This is a genomic window from Pseudomonas sp. S4_EA_1b (assembly GCF_016307435.1).
GTDB lineage: Bacteria > Pseudomonadota > Gammaproteobacteria > Pseudomonadales > Pseudomonadaceae > Aquipseudomonas > Aquipseudomonas rhodesiae.
In genome coordinates, this window is the sequence record NZ_JAEILC010000026.1 from 155,931 (window position 1) to 177,983 (window position 22,053).

Annotated in this window: 18 protein-coding genes; 14 read left to right on the forward strand and 4 right to left on the reverse strand. The window is 61.5% G+C overall.

Annotation, left to right across the window (positions count from 1 at the left end; all coding sequences use genetic code 11):
* Window positions 1-105 precede the first annotated feature (105 nt).
* The 11 genes from rpsF (at window position 106) to YA0848_RS09600 (ending at window position 14,629) form a co-directional block, all read left to right on the forward strand.
* Window positions 106-528, forward strand: a complete 423-nt coding sequence (rpsF, locus tag YA0848_RS09550; RefSeq protein ID WP_003236224.1) for a 30S ribosomal protein S6 — start codon at window positions 106-108, stop codon at window positions 526-528.
* Between the two features lie 28 nt (window positions 529-556).
* Window positions 557-787: a 30S ribosomal protein S18 gene (rpsR, locus tag YA0848_RS09555; RefSeq protein ID WP_002551829.1), complete on the forward strand. Its 231-nt coding sequence runs from the start codon at window positions 557-559 to the stop codon at window positions 785-787.
* A gap of 36 nt (window positions 788-823) precedes the next feature.
* Window positions 824-1,717 (forward strand): hypothetical protein, encoded by an 894-nt coding sequence (locus tag YA0848_RS09560; protein ID WP_034095615.1) that lies wholly within the window; start codon window positions 824-826, stop codon window positions 1,715-1,717.
* An 18-nt stretch (window positions 1,718-1,735) separates the two neighbouring features.
* Window positions 1,736-2,182: a 50S ribosomal protein L9 gene (gene rplI, locus YA0848_RS09565; protein WP_003171376.1), complete on the forward strand. Its 447-nt coding sequence runs from the start codon at window positions 1,736-1,738 to the stop codon at window positions 2,180-2,182.
* 111 nt (window positions 2,183-2,293) lie between these two features.
* Window positions 2,294-3,691 carry a replicative DNA helicase gene (gene dnaB, locus YA0848_RS09570; protein ID WP_034095616.1) on the forward strand — a complete coding sequence of 466 codons (1,398 nt, stop codon included), beginning with the start codon at window positions 2,294-2,296 and terminating at the stop codon, window positions 3,689-3,691.
* Between the two features lie 97 nt (window positions 3,692-3,788).
* On the forward strand, window positions 3,789-6,092 hold the full coding sequence (locus YA0848_RS09575; protein ID WP_034111528.1) for a YgiQ family radical SAM protein: 2,304 nt from the start codon (window positions 3,789-3,791) through the stop codon (window positions 6,090-6,092).
* A gap of 208 nt (window positions 6,093-6,300) precedes the next feature.
* A complete protein-coding gene (locus YA0848_RS09580; protein WP_034095618.1) occupies window positions 6,301-7,233 on the forward strand; it encodes a hypothetical protein in 933 nt (310 codons plus the stop codon).
* Window positions 7,230-7,679 carry a hypothetical protein gene (locus YA0848_RS09585; RefSeq protein WP_034111530.1) on the forward strand — a complete coding sequence of 150 codons (450 nt, stop codon included), beginning with the start codon at window positions 7,230-7,232 and terminating at the stop codon, window positions 7,677-7,679. Before YA0848_RS09580 ends, YA0848_RS09585 begins: the two co-directional genes overlap by 4 nt.
* A 188-nt stretch (window positions 7,680-7,867) precedes the next feature.
* Complete coding sequence (locus tag YA0848_RS09590) at window positions 7,868-11,158, forward strand: transglutaminase family protein (RefSeq protein ID WP_169902910.1); 3,291 nt, start codon at window positions 7,868-7,870, stop codon at window positions 11,156-11,158.
* A gap of 94 nt (window positions 11,159-11,252) precedes the next feature.
* Window positions 11,253-13,739, forward strand: coding sequence for a circularly permuted type 2 ATP-grasp protein (locus tag YA0848_RS09595; protein ID WP_034095621.1), 2,487 nt, complete (start codon window positions 11,253-11,255; stop codon window positions 13,737-13,739).
* Window positions 13,739-14,629, forward strand: coding sequence for a transglutaminase family protein (locus tag YA0848_RS09600; RefSeq protein ID WP_169902906.1), 891 nt, complete (start codon window positions 13,739-13,741; stop codon window positions 14,627-14,629). The genes YA0848_RS09595 and YA0848_RS09600 overlap by 1 nt, the downstream gene beginning before the upstream one ends.
* A 46-nt stretch (window positions 14,630-14,675) precedes the next feature.
* Here the strand turns inward: YA0848_RS09600 and YA0848_RS09605 are convergent, their stop codons facing one another.
* Window positions 14,676-14,858, reverse strand: coding sequence for a hypothetical protein (locus tag YA0848_RS09605; RefSeq protein ID WP_034095623.1), 183 nt, complete (start codon window positions 14,856-14,858; stop codon window positions 14,676-14,678).
* 332 nt (window positions 14,859-15,190) lie between these two features.
* Here YA0848_RS09605 and azu point away from each other — a divergent pair, with 332 nt between their 5' ends.
* Window positions 15,191-15,637 carry an azurin gene (gene azu / locus YA0848_RS09610; protein ID WP_034111536.1) on the forward strand — a complete coding sequence of 149 codons (447 nt, stop codon included), beginning with the start codon at window positions 15,191-15,193 and terminating at the stop codon, window positions 15,635-15,637.
* Between the two features lie 106 nt (window positions 15,638-15,743).
* Here azu and nadE read toward each other — a convergent pair whose 3' ends face one another.
* The 3 genes from nadE to YA0848_RS09625 all read right to left on the reverse strand — a co-directional run bounded on the left by nadE (window position 15,744) and on the right by YA0848_RS09625 (window position 18,852).
* Entirely contained in the window at window positions 15,744-16,571 is an 828-nt protein-coding gene (gene nadE / locus YA0848_RS09615; protein WP_034095625.1) for an ammonia-dependent NAD(+) synthetase, read from the reverse strand.
* A gap of 3 nt (window positions 16,572-16,574) precedes the next feature.
* A complete protein-coding gene (gene pncB, locus YA0848_RS09620; RefSeq protein ID WP_034095626.1) occupies window positions 16,575-17,789 on the reverse strand; it encodes a nicotinate phosphoribosyltransferase in 1,215 nt (404 codons plus the stop codon).
* Between the two features lie 172 nt (window positions 17,790-17,961).
* Window positions 17,962-18,852, reverse strand: a complete 891-nt coding sequence (locus tag YA0848_RS09625) for a LysR substrate-binding domain-containing protein (protein WP_169902904.1) — start codon at window positions 18,850-18,852, stop codon at window positions 17,962-17,964.
* Window positions 18,853-19,003: 151 nt separating this feature from the next.
* Here YA0848_RS09625 and amaB point away from each other — a divergent pair, with 151 nt between their 5' ends.
* Both amaB and amaA read left to right on the forward strand, forming a co-directional pair.
* Window positions 19,004-20,494: an L-piperidine-6-carboxylate dehydrogenase gene (gene amaB, locus YA0848_RS09630; protein WP_034095628.1), complete on the forward strand. Its 1,491-nt coding sequence runs from the start codon at window positions 19,004-19,006 to the stop codon at window positions 20,492-20,494.
* Window positions 20,495-20,600: 106 nt separating this feature from the next.
* Window positions 20,601-21,884 carry an L-pipecolate oxidase gene (amaA, locus tag YA0848_RS09635; RefSeq protein WP_034111538.1) on the forward strand — a complete coding sequence of 428 codons (1,284 nt, stop codon included), beginning with the start codon at window positions 20,601-20,603 and terminating at the stop codon, window positions 21,882-21,884.
* The last annotated feature ends 169 nt before the right edge of the window (window positions 21,885-22,053 follow it).

Consider the following 22,053-nt stretch of genomic DNA (forward strand, 5'->3'; position numbering starts at 1 on the left):
TCCTGGCAGGCACCGATGTGCCTCCCTGCGGCAAGATCCATAAGTGTCATTCACTCCTTGTCTGACCGTTTTTGAGCGGCAGGCTACAACCCGTAAGGAGCATTCATGCGTCATTACGAAATCATCTTTTTGGTCCACCCGGATCAAAGCGAGCAAGTCGGCGGCATGGTTGAGCGTTACACCAAGCTGATCGAAGAAGACGGCGGCAAAATCCACCGTCTGGAAGATTGGGGCCGTCGTCAACTGGCCTACGCAATCAACAATGTTCACAAGGCTCACTACGTGATGCTGAACGTTGAGTGCACTGGCAAGGCCCTGGCCGAGCTGGAAGACAACTTCCGCTACAACGATGCAGTGATCCGTAACCTGGTCATCCGTCGCGAAGAAGCCGTTACCGGCCAATCCGAGATGCTCAAGGCTGAAGAAAACCGCAGTGAGCGCCGTGAGCGTCGCGACCGTCCTGAGCACGAAGGCGCTGATAGCGCTGACAGTGATGACAGCGACAACAGCGATAACGCTGACGAGTAATCCACGGACCTTTTAAGGAGCCTATCAAATGGCACGTTTCTTCCGTCGTCGTAAATTCTGCCGCTTCACCGCTGAAGACGTGAAAGAGATCGATTACAAAGATCTCAACACTCTGAAAGCCTACGTATCCGAGACCGGCAAAATCGTTCCAAGCCGTATCACCGGTACCAAAGCACGTTATCAGCGTCAGCTGGCCACCGCTATCAAGCGCGCCCGCTTCCTGGCCCTGCTGGCCTACACCGACAGCCACGGCCGCTGAGACCGGGCAGTCGACAAGTAGTAAGGGATTGAATGCATGCGCGCCTTAGCTGAGTTCATCATGCGCGGTCGTATGCAGGCCACTCTGGTAGTGGCTGGCTGTGCGGCGTTGCCGTTGCTTTATTGGTTGGGTGCTGCCGCGGGTTGCCTTGTGCTGCTGCGGCGCGGTTTGAAGGACGCCGTTGGCGTTCTTGCCCTGGGTTTGTTGCCGGCCTTGATCTGGTGGCTGCAAATGGGTGATCCAAGGGTACTTCTGGTACTGCTGGGGTCATCGAGCCTTGCGTTGGTTTTGCGCGCAAGCGAGTCCTGGGTCCGCACGCTGCTGGTCAGCGTGGCATTGGGGTTGGTGTACTCAGTGATGCTTGGCGCGGCTTTCCGCCCGCAAATCGAGGCGCTGGCGCAGGAAATCGTCAAGATCCTGCCGCTGGCCCTCGGGGATCTCTACCAGCAATTGTCGGTAGATGAGCGAGCGCGGTTTGCGTCACTGATTGCCCCGGTCCTGACCGGCCTGATTGCGGCATTGTTGCAGGTCGTCAGCGTGCTGAGCCTGATTCTTGGGCGTTATTGGCAGGCGTTGTTGTACAACCCGGGTGGTTTTGGTCGCGAGTTTCGCAGTATCAGAATCCCCGCGGGACCGGCGATGTTGCTGCTGGCGTGCATGGTTGTCGGACCGAACTTCGGTCCACAGATGGCCTTGTTGGCGCCGATTTGCAGTGTACCGCTGGTGTTTGCCGGGCTGGCCCTGATCCATGGGCTCGCCGCGCAGAAGCGCCTGGCCAAGTTTTGGCTGGTGGGGTTGTACGTGACGCTGTTGCTGTTCATGCAGCTGATCTATCCGTTACTCGTGGTTCTGGCCATTGTCGACGGCCTGATTGATTTTCGCGGTCGTCTGGCGCCGAAAGACGCCGATAACGCGAACGGTGAAGGTTAAAAGTTAGAGGATTTTCACATGCAACTGATCCTTCTGGAAAAAGTCGCCAACCTGGGCAACCTGGGCGACAAAGTGAACGTTAAGGCCGGCTACGGTCGTAACTACCTGCTGCCATACGGCAAAGCCACCGCTGCAACCGCTGCCAACCTGGCTGCGTTTGAAGAGCGTCGCGCTGAGCTGGAAAAAGCCGCAGCAGACAAAAAAGCATCGGCCGAAACTCGCGCTGCCCAACTGGCGGAGCTGGAAGTGACTATCACTGCCACCGCCGGTGACGAAGGCAAGCTGTTCGGTTCGATCGGCACCCACGACATCGCTGATGCACTGACCGCCTCCGGCGTTGAAGTGCAGAAGAGCGAAGTTCGTCTGCCGAACGGCACCATCCGCAACGTAGGCGAATTCGACGTAGCCGTGCACCTGCACGCCGAAGTTGAAGCCACCGTACGCGTTGTTGTGGTAGCTGCTTAAGGCTGTACCTAACTGACTGGCACCTCGCGTGTCAGCCAGTTAACATCGGGCACGATCCTGTTTACAGGTCGTGCCTTTTGTTTTTCTACACACCCCAAATTCCAAGTGGCCATGAACGATATTTCCGCTCCTGAGCAATACGATCTGCAAACCGCTGCCCTGAAGGTGCCGCCGCATTCCATCGAGGCCGAACAGGCCGTGCTCGGTGGCTTGATGCTGGACAACAACGCCTGGGAACGCGTGCTGGATCAAGTCTCGGACGGGGACTTCTATCGTCATGACCATCGCCTGATTTTCCGCGCCATCGCCAAGCTGGCCGACCAGAACTCCCCGATCGACGTGGTGACCCTGGCCGAGCAGCTCGATAAAGAAGGCCAGACCTCCCAGGTCGGCGGCCTCGGTTACCTGGGCGAGTTGGCGAAAAACACGCCGTCCGTCGCCAACATCAAGGCCTATGCCCAGATCGTGCGTCAGCGCGCCACGCTGCGTCAGTTGATCGGCATCAGCACTGAAATCGCCGACAGTGCCTTCAACCCCGAAGGCCGCACCGCTGAAGAAATCCTCGATGAAGCCGAGCGCCAGATCTTCCAGATCGCCGAAGCCCGGCCGAAAACCGGCGGCCCGGTAGGCGTCAACGAGCTGTTAACCAAGGCCATTGACCGGATCGACACCTTGTTCAACACCGACGCCGCCATCACCGGCATTTCCACCGGCTACACCGACCTCGACGAGAAGACCAGCGGCCTGCAACCGGCCGACTTGATCATCGTGGCCGGCCGTCCGTCGATGGGTAAAACCACCTTCGCGATGAACCTGGTGGAAAACGCCGTGTTGCGCAGCGACAAGACCGTTCTGGTGTACTCCCTAGAGATGCCAGGCGAATCGCTGATCATGCGTATGCTGTCGTCCCTGGGCCGCATCGACCAGACCAAAGTGCGTTCCGGTCAGTTGGAAGACGACGACTGGCCGCGCCTAACCTCGGCGGTCAACCTGCTCAACGACCGCAAGTTGTTTATCGATGACACGGCGGGCATCAGCCCTTCGGAGATGCGTGCGCGTACCCGTCGTTTGGTGCGTGAGCACGGCGACATCGCCTTGATCATGATCGACTACCTGCAGCTGATGCAGATCCCGGGCTCCAGCGGCGATAACCGCACCAACGAAATTTCCGAGATCTCCCGTTCCTTGAAAGCCTTGGCCAAGGAATTCAACTGCCCGGTGGTGGCACTGTCCCAGCTCAACCGTTCCTTGGAACAGCGCCCCAATAAACGCCCGGTGAACTCCGACTTGCGGGAATCGGGTGCGATCGAGCAGGACGCCGACGTGATCATGTTCGTATACCGCGACGAGGTGTATCACCCGGAGACCGAGCATAAAGGCATCGCCGAGATCATCATCGGCAAGCAGCGGAACGGGCCGATCGGCTTTATCCGCCTGGCGTTTATCGGTAAGTACACGCGCTTCGAAAACCTGGCGCCGGGCAGCTACAACTTCGACGACGACGAATAAAGCCTTCTGCTCAATTCCGACCATTACCGTCGGAATTGGTCATATTTTGTGCTATATTCCGCGCCCGCGATTTTTCATCTCAACACCGGTCACCGTCATGCAAACAGCCAAGCCGTTATTTGACTATCCCAAGTACTGGGCCGAATGTTTCGGCCCTGCGCCATTCCTGCCGATGAGCAGGGAGGAGATGGATCAGCTTGGCTGGGATTCCTGCGACATCATCATCGTCACCGGTGATGCGTACGTTGACCATCCGTCGTTCGGCATGGCGATCATCGGCCGGCTGCTGGAGTCCCAGGGCTTCCGCGTCGGGATCATTGCCCAACCGAACTGGCAGTCCAAAGACGACTTCATGAAGCTCGGCGAGCCGAACCTGTTCTTCGGCGTCGCGGCCGGCAACATGGACTCCATGATCAACCGTTACACCGCCGACAAGAAAATCCGCTCCGACGACGCCTACACCCCTGGCGGCATGGCCGGCAAACGCCCGGACCGCGCCAGCCTGGTGTACAGCCAGCGTTGCAAGGAAGCCTACAAGAATGTGCCGATCGTGCTCGGCGGCATCGAAGCTTCCCTGCGCCGCATCGCCCACTACGACTACTGGCAGGATCGCGTGCGCAACTCGATCCTGATCGACGCCACCGCCGATATCCTGCTGTACGGTAACGCCGAGCGGGCCATCGTCGAGGTGGCCCAGCGCCTGTCCTGGGGCCACAAGATCGAAGACATCACCGATGTGCGCGGCACCGCGTTTATCCGCCGTGACACGCCTGCGGGCTGGTACGAAGTGGACTCCACCCGCATCGACCGTCCGGGCAAGATCGATAAGATCATCAACCCGTATGTGAACACCCAGGACACCCAGGCCTGCGCCATCGAGCAGGAGAAAGGCCCGGTCGACGACCCGGAAGAAGCCAAGGTCGTGCAGATCCTCGCCAGCCCCAAGATGACCCGCGACAAAACCGTGATCCGCCTGCCGTCGGTGGAAAAAGTGCGCAATGACGCGGTGCTCTATGCCCACGCCAACCGCGTGCTGCACCTGGAAACCAACCCGGGCAACGCCCGCGCCCTGGTGCAAAAGCACGGTGAAGTGGACGTGTGGTTCAACCCGCCGCCCATCCCGATGACCACCGAAGAAATGGACTACGTGTTCGGCATGCCTTACGCACGCGTCCCGCACCCGGCGTACGGCAAGGAGAAGATCCCGGCCTACGACATGATCCGCTTCTCGGTGAACATCATGCGTGGCTGCTTCGGCGGCTGCACCTTCTGCTCGATCACCGAGCACGAAGGCCGCATCATCCAGAACCGTTCCGAAGAGTCGATCATTCGCGAGATCGAAGAGATCCGTGACAAAGTCCCAGGCTTCACCGGGGTGATCTCCGACCTCGGCGGCCCGACCGCGAACATGTACCGTATCGCCTGCAAGAGCCCGGAAATCGAATCCGCGTGCCGCAAGCCATCGTGCGTGTTCCCTGGCATCTGCCCGAACCTGAACACCGACCATTCGTCGTTGATTCAGCTGTACCGCAGCGCCCGTGCATTGCCGGGAGTGAAGAAGATCCTGATCGCCTCCGGTCTGCGCTACGACCTCGCCGTGGAGTCGCCGGAATACGTGAAAGAGTTGGTGACTCACCACGTCGGTGGTTACCTGAAGATCGCCCCGGAACATACCGAGGAAGGTCCGCTCAACCAGATGATGAAACCGGGCATCGGCAGCTATGACAAGTTCAAGCGCATGTTCGAGAAGTACACCAAGGAAGCGGGCAAGGAACAGTACCTGATCCCGTACTTCATCGCCGCTCACCCCGGTACCACCGATGAAGACATGATGAACCTGGCGCTGTGGCTCAAGGGCAACGGTTTCCGCGCCGACCAGGTGCAGGCGTTCTACCCGTCGCCGATGGCCACCGCCACCGCGATGTATCACTCGGGCAAGAACCCGCTGCGCAAGGTCACTTACAAGAGTGACGCAGTAACTATCGTCAAGAGCGAGGAGCAGCGCCGTCTGCACAAGGCTTTCCTGCGCTACCACGACCCGAAAGGCTGGCCGATGCTGCGCGAAGCGCTGACCCGCATGGGCCGCGCCGACCTGATCGGGCCGGGCAAGGACCAACTGATCCCGCTGCATCAGCCGAGCACCGACAGCTACCAGAGCGCCCGTCGCAAGAACTCGACGCCGGCCGGTAGCCACAAGGTCGCCAAGCAGACCACCACCAAGATCCTCACCCAGCACACCGGCCTGCCACCCCGTGGCAGCGACGGCAGCAACCCGTGGGACAAGCGTGAACAAGCCAAGGCCGCAGCCCAGGCGCGTAACAAGCAGGCGGCTAAGGAGCGTAGCGATGCGGCCAAGGGCAAGGGCGGCAAGCCAACCCGCAAGCCGGTGGTGCCGCGTTGATCGTCGCTTGAAAATGCAAAACGCCAGCCTTGTGCTGGCGTTTTGCTTTCTGGTCGGGGGTGAGGCTGTTTGGTAAGGTGGCGCCCATTGAAGCGCTATCGGGGGCAAGCCCTCTCCCACGCTTGACCGCATTCACGCTCCAATTGTGGGAGGGGGCTTGCCCCCGATAGCGTCAGTCCAGTCTCCACCCTTCAAGGAAGAACTCCTCATGGGCAACCCTCTGGCCGGCATCGGTATGGACTCCAACCGCTCCCAGTTCATGGCGCGCCAGCGCATCGAAAGTCAGATCAATTTGCCGCGCTTATTCGCCGCCATTGACGCCGACCCCGGCATCGTCGGCGCAGGCGTGGTGTATATCGACGCCGACTTCAACGTCGTCACCCTGCGCGAATTCAAGCCCATTTGCAGTATCAAGCCCAAGCGCATCATTTTGCGTGAAGCGCAGAAGTACATTTCGCCTGCCCAGTTTGTGGAGCAGGTGAAGACCGACCCCCGTGAAGGTCGCCTGCAGAAGGAGGCGTTTGATATGGGGCTTTCCTGCGGCGCGGCGGTGATTGGCTGGATTGTGGTGTTCAGCGGCAGTGTCGCTGTACCGTTCACCGCTGGCGCCAGTGCTTTTGTGGTGGGCATTGGCGTCACGGCGGCATTGGCCAGCAGCGCGCAATGCGGTTTTGGCGTGGCGCGTACTTACAACGAAGTGCTTGACCCTGAAGCCAACGACCGCATGGACGACGCGGAATGGTATGGCGCCGTTTCCCCAGTTCTCGATGCCGCCTCGCTGGTGGGCATCGGCACGGGCGCCTTGACCACGTTCCGGCTGCTCAAGGCCAAAAAAGCTGCCGCATTAGGCAAGAGTTGGTACGAGTTGCTCAAAGGTCTGACGCGCCAGGAGCGTAAGAAGTTGACCAAGGAGTTGCTCAGCCTGAGAGACCCGAGCCTGACCCCCAAATTGATCAAATTGCAGCAGCGTGCCGGCAAACTGACCAAAAGCTACAGCTCGACGCAAATCCGTCATGCCACGCTGACGCAAATCAAGGATGCATTGGGGGGCCTGTTGGGGATCTGGGGCAGCTATCGAACCGGCCATGTGGGCACGGCTGAAACCATTGCGATCGGTCTGTTCGAGGATTTGACGGAATGAAGGGCTTTCCCGACATGGGCAGCTTCCTGGCGCGCTATTTTCCCGTATTCATGGGTACCGTGTTCATGGCGATCTTTTCTGGCTCGGCCGCAGTGTCCATGGCGGGCGTGACGTACCTGCGCGGAGTTGATCCCGCGCTCAAGTCCAGCTATTCAGGGGCTGCGATCCTGGTATTGGTGGCGGTGCTAGTGTTTGGCAACGTGATGATCGCTCGAGGCTATCCCTGGGCGACCAGGCTGGTGGCAGGCTACCTGGTGTGCTGCCTGTTGTTCGTCGTGCCGATGATTCAATACGACCTTCACTTGCTGGTATACGGCTCGGCGTTGTTGTTTCCGTTGCTGGGGTTGCTATTGCTCAACAGCAAGCGCCACCGCGAAATGCGCCACAGACTCCTCGAAATACGTCGTCTGCGCCATGCCGTCGTTGCGCAGCGAAAAGCCCGTTGATTGGCTGGATTTGCTCTTCATTCGCCTACTCGCGTCACAAATAGGTGCAACGCTTGCACTATTGCCCTCTACGAAGGCGCCGTTTTGGTGCTGTACTGCACCGGGTCTTACGATAACGCGCAATGACCGCTGCTCTGGCATAAGTCTTGCGCGCTATGTGCCCATGCCCTGGCTCGCAGGAGGCCGCCGTGTCGATTCATGTCGCGTTGCACCACGTTACGCATTACCGCTACGACCGTGCTGTCGAACTCGGCCCGCAAATTGTGCGCTTGCGCCCGGCGGCCCACAGCCGTACGCGGATTTTGTCCTATGCGCTGAAAGTGCTGCCCGAGCAGCACTTCATCAATTGGCAACAAGACCCCCAGGGCAATTACCTGGCGCGCCTGGTGTTTCCGGAAAAAACCGCCGAACTGCGCATTGAAGTCGATCTGGTCGCCGAGATGGCGGTGTTCAACCCGTTCGACTTTTTTCTTGAGCCCTACGCCGAAAACATTCCCTTCAATTACGCCGCCGACGAGCAGCGCGAGCTGGCGCCGTACTTGGAAACCCTGCCACTGACGCCGAAGTTCGCCGCTTACCTGGCTGGTATCGACCGCACGCCGCTGCCGGCGGTGGACTTTCTGGTGGGCCTCAATCAGCGCCTGGCGGCGGACATCGGCTATCTGATCCGCATGGAACCCGGTGTGCAGACCCCGGAATTCACCTTGGAAAACGCCTCGGGTTCGTGCCGCGACTCGGCCTGGCTGCTGGTGCAACTGTTGCGCAACCTGGGGCTGGCGGCGCGGTTTGTGTCGGGTTATCTGATCCAGCTCACCGCCGACGTCAAAGCCCTGGACGGGCCGTCCGGCACCGATGTGGATTTCACTGACCTGCACGCCTGGTGTGAGGTGTACTTGCCTGGTGCCGGCTGGATCGGCCTGGATGCCACCTCCGGCCTGTTCGCGGGGGAAGGGCATATCCCGTTGGCCTGTAGCCCCGATCCTTCCTCTGCCGCACCGATCAGTGGGCTGGTGGAGCCTTGCGAGTGCGAGTTTGCCCACGAAATGTCGGTGGAGCGGATCTGGGAGGCACCGCGTGTCACCAAGCCCTACACCGAAGAGCAGTGGCGCGCGATCCATGCCCTGGGCCGGCAGATCGACGGCGACCTGCTCAAGCACGACGTGCGCCTGACCATGGGCGGCGAACCGACCTTCGTGTCCATCGACGACCCCGACGGCGCCGAGTGGAACACCGCCGCGCTCGGGCCGGACAAGCGGCGCCTGTCTGCCCAGTTGTTCCAGCGCATGCGCCAGCACTACGCGCCCCAGGGCCTGGTGCACTTCGGCCAAGGCAAGTGGTACCCCGGCGAACAACTGCCGCGCTGGTCGCTCAATTGCTATTGGCGTCGCGACGGCGTGCCGATCTGGCACAACAGCGCACTGATCGCCGACGAGCAGCGGGACTACGGCGCCAATGACGAGTTGGCTGGGCGCTTCCTGGCCAGCGTCGCCGAGCGCCTCAAATTGCCCGCGCGTTTCGTGTTCCCGGCCTTCGAGGATCATTTTTATTACCTGTGGCGCGAAGGTGCGCTGCCGCGGAACGTCACGGCGCAAGACCCGCGACTCAGCGACGAACTGGAACGCGAGCGCCTGCGCAAAGTGTTCAGCCAGGGTTTGGATAAAGTCATCGGCCATGTGCTGCCGCTGGCGCGCACGGCGGCCAATGACCGCTGGCAGAGCGGGCGCTGGTACCTGCGCGACACCCATTGCCGGCTGGTGCCGGGAGACTCACCCCTTGGCTACCGCCTGCCATTGGCGTCGCAGCCCTGGGTAACGGCGGCGGAGTATCCGTTCGTGCACCCCACAGACCCTAACCAGGATCTGCCGGAGCTGCCGGATAACGCGCAACTGCACCATCACGCCGAGCCGGCTCCCAACGACGAACGCGTGCCGCAGGTGGACGAGTCCGCCGATTGGCTGACCCGCACCGCGCTGTGCGCCGAGGCTCGCGAAGGGCGGCTGTACGTGTTTATGCCGCCGCTGGAGCGCGTGGAAGATTATCTGGAACTGGTCGCCGCCATCGAAACCAGCGCAGAAGAACTGCATTGCCCGCTGCTGCTGGAAGGCTACGAGCCACCGGCCGATACGCGGCTGAGCAACTTCCGGGTCACGCCGGACCCGGGTGTGATCGAGGTCAACGTGCAACCGTCCGCCACTTGGGACGAGTTGGTAGAGCGCACCGAGTTTCTCTACGAAGAGGCGCGACAAACCCGACTGACCACGGAAAAATTCATGATCGACGGGCGCCACACCGGCACCGGCGGCGGCAACCACTTCGTACTCGGCGGCGCCACGCCCAAGGATTCGCCGTTCTTGCGCCGCCCGGATCTGCTGCGCAGCCTGATCAGTTACTGGCATAACCACCCGTCGTTGTCCTACCTGTTTTCCGGGCTGTTTATCGGCCCCACGTCCCAGGCGCCGCGGGTGGACGAAGCGCGCAACGATGCGCTGTACGAGCTGGAGATCGCCTTCGCGCAAATGCCCGAACCCGATGAGGAATGCCCGCCGTGGCAGGTCGACCGCCTGCTGCGCAACCTGCTGATCGACGTCACGGGCAATACCCACCGCGCCGAGTTCTGTATCGACAAACTCTACTCCCCCGACGGCGCCACCGGCCGTCTGGGCCTGTTGGAACTGCGTGCCTTTGAAATGCCGCCCCATGCGCGCATGAGCCTGACCCAACAGTTGCTGCTGCGCGCCTTGGTCGCGCGGTTCTGGCGTGAACCCTACGCCCCGGCCAAGCTGGCGCGCTGGGGCACCGAGCTGCATGACCGTTTCCTGCTGCCGCACTTTATCGAGCAGGACTTTGCCGACGTTATCGTCGAACTCAATGCCGCCGGGTATCCGCTGCGGGCCGAATGGTTTGCCGCGCACTTGGAGTTTCGTTTTCCCAAGGTCGGCGACTATGCCGTCAGCGGTATCGAGCTGGAATTGCGTCAGGCCCTGGAACCCTGGCATGTGCTGGGCGAAGAGGGCGCGGCGGGCGGCACGGTGCGGTATGTGGATTCGTCCCTGGAGCGCCTGCAAGTGAAGCTCACAGGCCTGCCGCCACAACGTTATCTGCTGACCTGCAACGGCATCCCGGTGCCGCTGCAACCCACTGGTCGTGTCGGTGAGTTCGTCGCGGGTGTGCGCTACCGCGCCTGGCAACCGGCCAACTGCCTGCAACCGACCATCCCGGTGCATGCGCCGCTGGTGTTCGACCTGCTCGACACCTGGATGCAGCGCTCGCTGGGCGGCTGCCAGTACCATGTTGCGCATCCGGGCGGGCGCAATTACGACAGCTTGCCGGTGAATGCCAACGAGGCGGAGAGCCGGCGCATGGCGCGGTTTTTCCGGCTCGGCCATACACCCGGAAAGCTCCCCGTACCGACCATCGTGATCAACGATGAATTACCGATGACCCTGGATCTACGACGCTTTGCCAATAAGAATGACTGACTGCGATTGAAGGTGGGAGGGCCCAGCTCCCGCCCACCGTTGATTGCAATGAATCTGAGTTAACCTGAGCCCCTTTGCCTCTGCCGAGCGTTCCATGTCCGACTTGCTCGACCGTTACCCGCTGACCGCGGGCACTTATCATGAATTGCTGGACGACAGCGGCGTAGTGCGTGCCCATTGGCGACGCCTGCTCGATCACCTGCAGCGCAGCACCCCGGCGCAGCTGGCCCAGCGCCAGGCGCTGTTGACCCGGCAGATCCAGGAAAACGGCGTGACCTACAACGTCTACGCCGACCCTAAAGGCGCCGACCGCCCATGGGAATTGGACCTGTTGCCCCATGTGCTGGCCTTTGACGAGTGGCAGCATCTGGCGGCCGGCATCGCCCAGCGTGCGCGCTTGCTCAACGCGGTGCTGGCCGATCTGTATGGCCCGCAGCGCTTGATCAAGGAAGGTCTGCTGCCGGCGGAACTGGTGTTCGGGCATAACAACTTCCTATGGCCGTGCCAGGGCATCCAGCCGCCCGATGGCACGTTTTTGCACCTGTATGCGGTTGACCTGGCGCGCACCCCGGATGGCCGCTGGTGGGTCACCGCCGACCGCACCCAGGCGCCGTCGGGTGCCGGCTACGCCTTGGAAAACCGCACCATCGTGTCCCGTGCCTTCCCGGACCTGTACCGCGACTTGCAGGTGCAGCACCTCACCGGTTTTTTCCGCACACTGCAGGAAACCTTAGCGCGCCAGGCCCCCGGCGATGATCAGACGCCGCTGATCGTGCTGCTCACCCCCGGGCGTTTCAACGAAAGCTACTTCGAACACCTCTACCTCGCCCGTCAGCTCGGTTATCCGCTGGTGGAGGGGGGCGATCTCACTGTGCGCGACAGCCGCGTGTTCCTCAAAACCCTCAGTGGCCTGCGCCGCGTGAATGCGATCATGCGCCGCCTGGACGACGACTTTTGCGACCCGCTGGAGCTGCGCACCGACTCAGCCCTCGGCGTGCCCGGCCTGCTCGATGCGGTGCGCCAGGGCAATGTGCTGGTGGCCAATGCCCTGGGCAGCGGCGTGCTGGAGTCTCCGGGTTTGCTGGGCTTTCTGCCGAAAATCAACCAGTTTTTGTTTGGCGAAGAACTGATCCTGCCGTCCATCGCCACTTGGTGGTGCGGCGAGGCGCCAGTGCTTGCCGAAGCCTTGGAAAAGCTGCCGGAGTTGCTGATCAAACCGGCATTTGCGTCGCAGAGTTTTACCCCCGTGTTTGGCCGCGATCTGGATGATGCGCAGCGCCAGGCCCTGACCGAACGCATGCGCGCGCGCCCTTACGCGTACGTGGCCCAGGAGCTGGCGCAACTGTCCCAGGCGCCGGTGTGGCACACCGAAGAGGATCACCTGCAACACCGTGCCATCGGCATGCGCGTTTACGCCGTGGCCAGTGACGACGGCTATCGCGTGCTGCCAGGCGGCCTGACGCGCGTCGCCGCCGAAGCCGATGCCGAGGTGGTGTCGATGCAGCGCGGTGGCGCGAGCAAAGACACCTGGGTGCTCGGCGAGCGGGCGCCCGGCGGCGAACAGTGGCGCGCACAACGTTCCATCGGCGCCCATGATCTGGTGCGCCGCGACCCGTATCTGCCCTCGCGGGTGGTGGAAAACCTGTTCTGGTTCGGCCGGTATTGCGAGCGCTGCGATGACAGCGCGCGCTGGCTGCGGATCGTGCTGGCGCGCTATGTCGACGGCGACGACCCGCTGGCGTTGCAGGCGGCGGTGGAACTGGGCGAGAACTTGCGCTTGTTGCCGGAGGAGGGCGACCTGCCCGAGCGTCTGCTGGCCGCGTTGCTCGGTGACGACTGGCCGTCGAGCCTGCGCGCCAACCTGCAACGCTTGCAGTGGGCGGCGTCCCAGGTGCGCGGCAAGTTGTCCCGGGAAAACTGGCAGGCCCTGGTGGAGCTGCAGCGCGAAGCCTTGGAGTTGGAGCGCGAAACGGCGGACTTCGGCGAGTTACTGGACTTTCTCAACCGCCTGGTGATGTCCCTCGCGGCGCTGTCCGGGTTCGCCCTGGACGACATGACTCGCGATGAAGGCTGGCGCTTCTTGATGATGGGGCGGCGCATCGAGCGCCTGCAGTTTCTCAGCAGCAGCCTTGCGGCGTTCCTGCGCGGCGTGGCGGTGTTCGATCAAGCGGGGCTGGAATGGTTGCTGGAATTGGGCAACAGCAGCATCACCTACCGCTCGCGCTACCTGGCGGTGCCGCAACTGATCCCGGTGCTCGACCTGTTGCTGCTGGACGAGCAGAACCCCCATGCGGTGTTGTTCCAGCTCAAACTGGTGAGCCGCACCTTGCGGCGGCTCAACGACGACTTTGGCGTGCCGCGGGAAACCGGCCTAGGGCCGTTGGTGGAGCGCCTTACGCGCTTCGACCTGAGTTGCCTGGAGAACCCGCTGTTCGGCGAGTCCGGCGTACGCGCCGCGCTGGATGGCCTGGCCGACCTGCTGCAAGCGGTGGCCGATGAGAGTGGGCAAGTGTCGGATCGCCTGGCGCTGCGCCACTTTGCCCATGTGGATGATGTGAGCCAGCAAACGGTGTCGCTGTGATGAGTGCGCGCTATCAGATTTTCCACGATACCCATTACCACTATGACAGCCCGGTGTCCCTGGCCCAGCAGTTGGCGCATCTGTGGCCGCGTGCATGTGAGTGGCAGCGCTGCAGCGCGCAACAGTTGGATATTAGTCCGTCGCCGTCTTCACGCCGCGACGAGCTGGATGTGTTCGGCAACCCCATCACGCGCCTGGCGTTCGAGCGGCCCCATGACGAGCTGTTGGTCAATGCCGGATTGACCGTGGAAGTGCTGGCGCGCCCGGCGCCGGATTTCGCCCGGTCACCCGCCTGGGATCAAACCCGCGACAGCCTGACCTACACCAGTCGCCCGATGTCGCCCGAGGCGATCGAAGCTTGCCGTTATCGCTTCGAGTCGCCCTATGTGCATTTGAAACACACCTTCGTCGATTTTTCGGAAAGCTGTTTTGCACCGGGGCGGCCATTGCTGCTGGGCGTGCAAGCGTTGATGCAGAAGATCTTCAGCGAATTCACCTTCGATGCCGAAGCCACCCAGGTCGCTACACCGCTGGTGGAGGTGCTGGAACGCCGTCGCGGCGTGTGCCAGGACTTCGCCCACCTGATGCTTGCGTGCCTACGCTCCCGTGGCCTGGCGGCGCGTTATATCAGCGGTTACCTGCTCACCCAGCCGCCACCCGGCCAGCCACGGCTGATCGGCGCCGATGCGTCCCATGCGTGGGTTTCTGTGTATTGCCCGGTGTCGGGCTGGGTGGATTTCGATCCGACAAATAACGTACAGCCGGCACTGGAGCACATCACCCTGGCCTGGGGCCGGGATTTTTCCGATGTGTCGCCGTTGCGTGGGGTGATTCTGGGGGGAGGGAGCCATGACCCGGAAGTGCGGGTGACGGTGATGCCGCTGGAGTAACGATGAATTGTGGTGAACAGGGCGGGCCCGTTCACCACAAAGAAAATTATTCAGCCGGATCTTTTGGTGTTTCGGTCTCGTCGCTCGTTTCTTCACCATCGGCATCCGGGTTCAGCGCGCCGGCTTCTTCATCGGCGGCGGCTTTCTTGCGTTGTAGCTTTTCCTCTTTCTTCTGTTCCTTGGCCAAGTCTCTCTGACGTTTGGCGAAGGAGTAATTAGGTTTGGCCATGGGCAATCCTCTAGGGTCGAAGGTGAGGGTGGGCGGCACGCGGCTGCCTCGGGTCGCCATGGTAGCAGCTTAGCAGCGCGCTTGGCCTTCACTTACCGCAGGCGTAGGCGGCCAGCAGGCCGTTGAACAGTTGGTTGAGGCGCATGGCTCGGACTCCAGTGGATGATGGAGCCGATCATAAGCAGGCTGCGGCACTTTGGCCGGTTGATTATGTCGATAGGTCTGATAGCCTAAAGTTGTATACAATTTGTTGATTCAGATCATAGGAAATCGTGCCTGTCTCAGGCACCCTTGCCGCATCATGCGTTTTTAACCCTGCCTTGGAGATTCACATGTTTGCCAAAATCGTTGCTGTTTCCCTGCTGACATTGGCCAGCGGCCAGTTGCTGGCTGCAGAGTGCAAGATTACCGTCGACTCCACTGACCAGATGTCCTTCAACACCAAGGAAATCACGATCGACAAGAGCTGCAAAAAATTCACCGTCGAATTGACTCACTCCGGCAGCCTGCCAAAAAACGTCATGGGCCATAACTGGGTGCTGACCAGCGCCGCTGACATGCAGCCGGTCGCGACCGATGGCATGGCCGCCGGTATCGAAAAGAACTACCTGAAAGAAGACGACGCCCGCATCATCGCCCACACCAAGATCATCGGTGCCGGCGAGAAAGATTCCGTGACCTTCGACGTGTCGAAGCTGGCGGCGGGTACTGATTACGCATTCTTCTGCTCGTTCCCAGGCCACATCTCGATGATGAAAGGCACTGTGGTCGTCAAGTAAGCGCGCGTAATCGTTCATCGGGGGCAAGCCCCCTCCCACCTTGGATTGTGAATACAGTCAACTGTGGGAGGGGGCTTGCCCCCGATGACGTTCTGCCTGGTTCAACTCACGGCGCAAACGGCATGACTCGCTTGTGCTCAGTCTTGCGATACGTCTCGCAGATGATCCTGAACGCCTCTTCCCGCACCGGCTCGCCATGCAGGAACGCATCGATCTCGGCGTAAGTCACCCCATGTGACGCCTCATCCGGCTTACCCGGCGACAAGTCTTCCAGGTCGGCGGTCGGCACCTTCTCCACCAGGGATTCCGGCGCACCAAAGTGCCGCGCAATCGCACGTACCTGGTTCTTTACCAGCCCGCTCAACGGCGCCAAGTCGCAGGCCCCGTCGCCGAACTTGGTGAAAAAGCCCATCACCGCTTCCGCCGCATGGTCGGTACCAATCACCAGGCCGCCAGCCGCCCCGGCGATGGTGTACTGCGCCACCATGCGCATCCGCGCTTTGGTGTTGCCCAACACGAAATCGCGGGACACCGCCGCCTTGCCTTCAAACACCGCCACTTCATTGGCCAGGGCTTTGACCGCCGGGCCGATATTGACGGTGTGGCGTTCGTCCGGGTCGATAAAGTCCACCGACGCCTGGGCGTCGATTTCATCGAACTGGGTTTCATAGGGCAGGCGCACGGCGATGAAGCGGTAGGCCTCGTCGCCGGTGCTGGCGCGTAGTTCCTGCATCGCCCGTTGAGCCAGCAGGCCGGCGGTCAGGGAATCGACGCCGCCACTGATGCCCAGCACGAGGGCCTTGAGCCCGGAGTTGCGCAGGCAGTCCTGAATAAACTTCACGCGCCGCGCCACTTCGGCTTCAAGCGCGGCCTGGTCATTGAATGGCGCTTGGACCTTGAGCTGCTGCGCAATCTCACGCTGTACGGCTTGCATGGTTCACTCCTTGCTGGATAGGGCAGGTACTTTGAAAACGTGACGCAAATAGGCGACGAAATTCGGGTCGGTGCATTGGGTCTTGCCCGGCTCATCGGAAATCTTCGCCACCGGCTGGCCATTGCAGGCGGTCATTTTAAGCACAATGCTCATGGGCTCCACCCCTGGAATGTCACAGGTCAGGTTGGTGCCGATACCGAAGCTCACATTAATGCGGCCCCGCAATGCGCGGAAAATCTCCAGGGCCTTGGGCAGCGACAGGCTGTCGGAAAACACCAGGGTCTTGCTCATCGGCTCGATACCCAGCTTGTGATAGTGAGTGATGGCTTTTTCCGCCCACTGCACCGGGTCGCCGGAGTCATGGCGCAGGCCGTCGAAGAGTTTGGCGAAGTACAGATCGAAGTCGCCGAGGAACGCGTCGGTGGTGATGCAGTCGGTCAGGGCGATACCCAGCAGGCCGCGGTATTCGCGAACCCAGCAATCGAGCGCGGCGATCTGGCTGTCGATCAGGCGCGGGCCGAGCTGCTGATGGGCCATGATCCATTCATGGGCCATGGTGCCCAGGGGTTTCATGTCGAACTCGCGGGCCAGGTGCACGTTGCTGGTGCCGACGAATCGGCCGGGGAAGTCATGTTTGAGCACACTGACCACTTCTTCCTGCACCCGGTACGAGAAGCGCCGACGGGTGCCGAAGTCGGCCACTTGCAGCTCCGACAGCTCGTCGCTGCTGGCGTTGGCCGTCAGCCAGTCGAACTTGCGGTACAACTGCTCGCGCGCTTGTTCGAGGATCACCGTCTGGTAGCGGTAGCGGTTGCGCACTTCGCTGACGATGGCAAGCAACGGCACTTCGAACAGGATCACATGCAGCCATGGCCCGCGCAGGCGGATAAACAGCTCGCCGTTCTCGATGCCGGTCTGCACATAGCGCAGGTTGAAGCGGAACAGCCCGAGGAAGCGCAGAAAGTCCGGCTTCATAAAGCTGATGCGCTCCAGAAAACCCAGCTGATCCGGGCTCAGGCTCAGCTCGGCGAGGCGCTCGATTTGGTAGCGGATCTCCGCCAGGTAGGGGCGCAAGTCTTCGCTGTTACGGCAACGGAATTCCCATTCAACTTCCACGTTGGGGTAGTTGTGCAGCACCGCCTGCATCATGGTCAGTTTGTAGAAGTCGGTGTCGAGCAGGTTCTGCACGATGCGATCGGCAAACACACTCTCGCTCATAACGGGAATCTCCAGATGGGTCGGCGAGGGGGCCGACCTTTACGCACAATTAAGAAAGGGGGCTAGTGGCGCATAGACCTGAGGGGTTTTGCCAGACATTTTTTCGGTGAGGCCACTGGCCTCATCGGGGGCAAGCCCCCTCCCACATTTGAAATGCATTCCACTCCAGGCACTAAATCACTTGCTCCATCATCCACTTCACAAATTCGCGCACCTTGGGCACTTCGGCCGCGTGCTCCGGGTAAGCCAGGTAATACGCATCCTGGCTGGGCATCGCATGCTGCCAGGGGATCACGAGCTTGCCGTCGGCCAGTTCTTCTTCCACCAGAAAACGCGGTAACAACGCCACGCCGCATCCCACCTGCGCCGCGCGGATGCACATATAGAAAGTGTCGAAACGCGGGCCGTGGTAGCTGTGCTCGGTGTGGTAGCCCTGGCTGGCGAACCAGTCGTGCCAGCCTTGAGGCCGCGCAGCGTTTTGCAGCAGTACCAGTTCGCTCAATTGGGTCGGGTCGGTAAAGGGCTGCGCGGGCAGGCTTTCCGGGGCGCACACCGGTACCAGTTCTTCGCTGAACAGCTTCAGGCTCTCGGTGCCGGGGCGTGAACCCGGGCCGAAGTAGAAGGCCATGTCGGCCTTGCCTTGCAGCAGTTCGTCCGGCTCCTGTTCGTTGCACAGGTCCAAATGGATCTGTGGGTGCCGCAAGCGCCAGCCCTTGAGGCGTGGCACCAGCCAGCGCGCGCCGAAGGTGTAGGGCGTGGACACCCGCAGCACTTGGGTCTCGCCGCCGTAAGAGCGCAGGTAATGGGTGGACATCTCCACCTGCGTGAGGATCTTGCGCACTTCCACCAAATACAGTTCGCCCGCCGGGGTCATCTGCAAGCGCCGGCGTACGCGGCGGAACAGCAGGTGTTGCAGCAACTCTTCCAATTGCGCCACCTGTTTGCTCACCGCGCTCTGGGTGAGGTTCAGCTCCTCGGCGGCGCGGGTGAAGCTCAGGTGGCGAGTGGCGGCTTCGAAGCACTGCAAGGCGGTGATCGAAGGCAAATGTCGTTTGTTCAGCACGGGGTGCCTCTTTTAATTCTTGGCATGAATAAACGGAATGATATCTCGCCTAATCGTCGTTTGTTGGCAAGTCTTGGGCCAGCTACAAATAAGCTTTGGATCGCCGCGCCGGCCGCGGCACTTTTTTGTACGCAGATTGAAGGAGTGACCCATGGTTGCCGCATTGCTTGATCGTCTCGGGGTGAACCCGGCGTTGTACCAGTCGGGGAAACAGCCCGTGCATTCGCCGATCGATGGCAGCCGTATCGGCAGCGTGCACTGGGAGGGTGCCGCCGAGGTGGAGCAACAGGTCAGTCGCGCCGAGCATGCATTCGAGGCCTGGCGCAAGGTGCCCGCACCACGTCGTGGTGAGCTGGTGCGCCAGTTCGGTGATGCACTGCGCCAATACAAGGCCGACCTGGGTGAGCTGGTGTCCTGGGAAGCCGGCAAGATCACTCAGGAAGGTTTGGGTGAAGTGCAGGAAATGATCGACATCTGCGACTTCGCCGTTGGCCTGTCGCGTCAGTTGTACGGTTTGACCATCGCCTCTGAGCGCCCTGGCCACCATATGCGTGAAACCTGGCACCCACTGGGGGTGGTCGGCGTGATCAGCGCGTTCAACTTTCCGGTCGCGGTGTGGGCGTGGAACACCGCGCTGGCACTGGTGTGCGGCAACGCTGTGATTTGGAAACCGTCGGAAAAGACCCCGCTCACCGCCCTGGCCTGCCAGGCGCTGTTCGAGCGCGTGGTGAAAAACTTCAGCGATGCCCCCGAGTACCTGAGCCAGGTGATCATCGGCGGCCGCGACGCCGGCGCCGCGCTGGTGGATGACCCGCGCGTGGCCCTGATCAGCGCCACCGGCAGCACCCGCATGGGCCGCGAAGTGGCGCCTAAGGTCGCCGCGCGCTTTGCCCGCAGCATTCTCGAGCTGGGCGGCAACAATGCCATGATCCTTGGCCCGAGCGCCGACCTGGACATGGCGGTGCGCGCTATTTTGTTCAGCGCCGTCGGCACCGCCGGCCAGCGTTGCACCACCCTGCGTCGCTTGATCGCCCATGAGTCGGTCAAAGAAGAAATCGTCACCCGCCTCAAGGCCGCCTATGCAAAAGTGCGCATCGGCCATCCGCTGGAGGGCAACCTGATCGGCCCGCTGATCGACAAACACGGCTTCGACGCTATGCAGGATGCCCTGGAGCAAGCCTTGAGCGAAGGCGGCAAGGTATTCGGCGGCAAGCGCCAGCTGGAAGACAAGTACCCCAACGCTTACTACGTGTCGCCGGCCATTGTGGAAATGCCCGAGCAAAGCGATGTGGTGTGCACTGAGACCTTTGCGCCGATCCTCTACGTAGTCGGCTATACCGATTTCGCCGAAGCCCTGCGCTTGAACAACGCCGTGCCGCAGGGCCTGTCCTCGTGCATTTTCACCACCGACGTGCGTGAAGCCGAGCAGTTCATGTCGGCGGTGGGCAGTGACTGCGGCATCGCCAACGTCAACATCGGCCCCAGCGGTGCGGAGATTGGCGGCGCGTTTGGCGGTGAGAAAGAGACCGGCGGCGGGCGTGAATCGGGTTCGGATGCCTGGCGCGGCTATATGCGGCGCCAGACCAACACCGTGAACTATTCGCTGGAGTTGCCGTTGGCGCAGGGCATTACTTTCGACTGATTACTGCACGTTGGACTGAATCTGGGGAGAGGGCTTGCCCCCTCCCACATTTGATCGCACTAGCACATCAAGATGGTTGTTTGTTGGGTCTCATCGGAGTCTGGCAATGGCATTACGCGAAACATGTTTGTGGGAACACCTCACCCCCAGCCGGCCGGATCGCGCCGCGCTCAAGGGCGAGGTCAACGTGGATGTGTGCGTAATCGGCGCCGGAATCACCGGCCTGTCGGCGGCCATTCACTTGCTGGAACAGGGAAAGAGCGTCGCCGTGCTGGAGGCTCATCGCACCGGGCACGGTGGTTCGGGGCGCAATGTCGGGCTGGTCAACGCCGGCTTGTGGATTCCCCCTGACGATATCGAAGCCGGCTTCGGCGAAGCGGTGGGCAGCCAGCTCAACCGCATGTTGGGTGCGGCGCCGGCGCTGGTGTTCAGCCTGATCGACAAGTACAACATCGATTGCCAGCTGCGTCGCGAGGGCACGTTGCACATGGCGCATAACGCCCGTGGCGAAGCGGATCTGCGCAGTCGTGAAGAACAATGGAAGCGCCGTGGCGCGCCGGTGGAATTACTCACCGGCCAGGCGTGCGAGCAAGCCACGGGCACCAAAAAGATCGCTGCTGCGTTGCTGGATCGGCGCGCGGGGACCTTGAACCCGATGGCCTACACCAGTGGTTTGGCCAACGCCGCCATGGGGCTCGGCGGTCAGTTGTTCGACCATTCCCCGGTGACCCAACTTGAACGCCAGGGCTCGAACTGGTCGGTGCAAACCGAGCACGGTGCGGTGCGGGCGACACAGGTGGTGATCGCTTCCAACGCCTACACCGAAGGCGAATGGACCGAGCTGCGCCGCAACTTTTTCCCCGGTTACTACTATCAGGTCGCGTCGGCGCCTTTGAGTGACGACGCTGCGCGGCAAATCCTGCCTGGCGGCCAGGGCTCCTGGGACACCCGCCAGGTCTTGAGCAGTATCCGCCGCGATGCCGATGGCCGACTGTTGCTGGGCAGCCTGGGCAACGGCAACCAGAAACCGGCATGGTTTCTCAAGGCGTGGGCCGATCGGGTGCAGCAGCACTATTTTCCTTACCTCAAATCGGTGCAGTGGGAGTACACCTGGACCGGCTGCATTGCCTTCACCCCCGACCATTTGATGCGCCTGTTCGAACCGGCCCCGGGGCTGGTGGCGGTCACTGGCTACAACGGCCGCGGCGTGACCACCGGCAGTGTGGTGGGCAAGGCGTTTGCCGACTACCTATGTCACCAGAATCCCCAGGCATTGCCGATTCCATTTGCGCCGATGCAGCCGTTGGCGGCAGTGGGCCTGCGCAGCTGCCTGTATGAGGCAGGATTCTCGCTGTATCACGCGGGGCAGTGCTTGAGGATTGTCATCTGATCAGCGAAATACCCTTCAAATCCCTGCGTTTTCTTAGCAGGCTACTAATCTGTATTGGTGCAAGTCGTAGCAATCACGCACTGTAAATGTGCAGTTCCGTTACGCCTTGGGTTACCGCTGTAGGAACTGTCGTTTGTGGTTCTGGTTGCAGGTGGCACCGGTAGAGGTT

Excerpts from the sequence above, each read along its gene's own strand:
- YA0848_RS09580 (WP_034095618.1), top strand. The coding sequence starts at position 6,301 with ATGGGCAACCCTCTGGCCGGCATCGGTATGGACTCCAACCGCTCCCAG.
- YA0848_RS09595 (WP_034095621.1), top strand. The coding sequence starts at position 11,253 with ATGTCCGACTTGCTCGACCGTTACCCGCTGACCGCGGGCACTTATCAT.
- azu (WP_034111536.1), top strand. The coding sequence starts at position 15,191 with ATGTTTGCCAAAATCGTTGCTGTTTCCCTGCTGACATTGGCCAGCGGC.
- rplI (WP_003171376.1), top strand. The coding sequence starts at position 1,736 with ATGCAACTGATCCTTCTGGAAAAAGTCGCCAACCTGGGCAACCTGGGC.
- YA0848_RS09585 (WP_034111530.1), top strand. The coding sequence starts at position 7,230 with ATGAAGGGCTTTCCCGACATGGGCAGCTTCCTGGCGCGCTATTTTCCC.
- YA0848_RS09560 (WP_034095615.1), top strand. The coding sequence starts at position 824 with ATGCGCGCCTTAGCTGAGTTCATCATGCGCGGTCGTATGCAGGCCACT.
- amaB (WP_034095628.1), top strand. The coding sequence starts at position 19,004 with ATGGTTGCCGCATTGCTTGATCGTCTCGGGGTGAACCCGGCGTTGTAC.
- YA0848_RS09605 (WP_034095623.1), bottom strand. The coding sequence starts at position 14,858 with ATGGCCAAACCTAATTACTCCTTCGCCAAACGTCAGAGAGACTTGGCC.
- amaA (WP_034111538.1), top strand. The coding sequence starts at position 20,601 with ATGGCATTACGCGAAACATGTTTGTGGGAACACCTCACCCCCAGCCGG.
- pncB (WP_034095626.1), bottom strand. The coding sequence starts at position 17,789 with ATGAGCGAGAGTGTGTTTGCCGATCGCATCGTGCAGAACCTGCTCGAC.
- dnaB (WP_034095616.1), top strand. The coding sequence starts at position 2,294 with ATGAACGATATTTCCGCTCCTGAGCAATACGATCTGCAAACCGCTGCC.
- YA0848_RS09575 (WP_034111528.1), top strand. The coding sequence starts at position 3,789 with ATGCAAACAGCCAAGCCGTTATTTGACTATCCCAAGTACTGGGCCGAA.
- YA0848_RS09600 (WP_169902906.1), top strand. The coding sequence starts at position 13,739 with ATGAGTGCGCGCTATCAGATTTTCCACGATACCCATTACCACTATGAC.
- nadE (WP_034095625.1), bottom strand. The coding sequence starts at position 16,571 with ATGCAAGCCGTACAGCGTGAGATTGCGCAGCAGCTCAAGGTCCAAGCG.
- rpsR (WP_002551829.1), top strand. The coding sequence starts at position 557 with ATGGCACGTTTCTTCCGTCGTCGTAAATTCTGCCGCTTCACCGCTGAA.
- rpsF (WP_003236224.1), top strand. The coding sequence starts at position 106 with ATGCGTCATTACGAAATCATCTTTTTGGTCCACCCGGATCAAAGCGAG.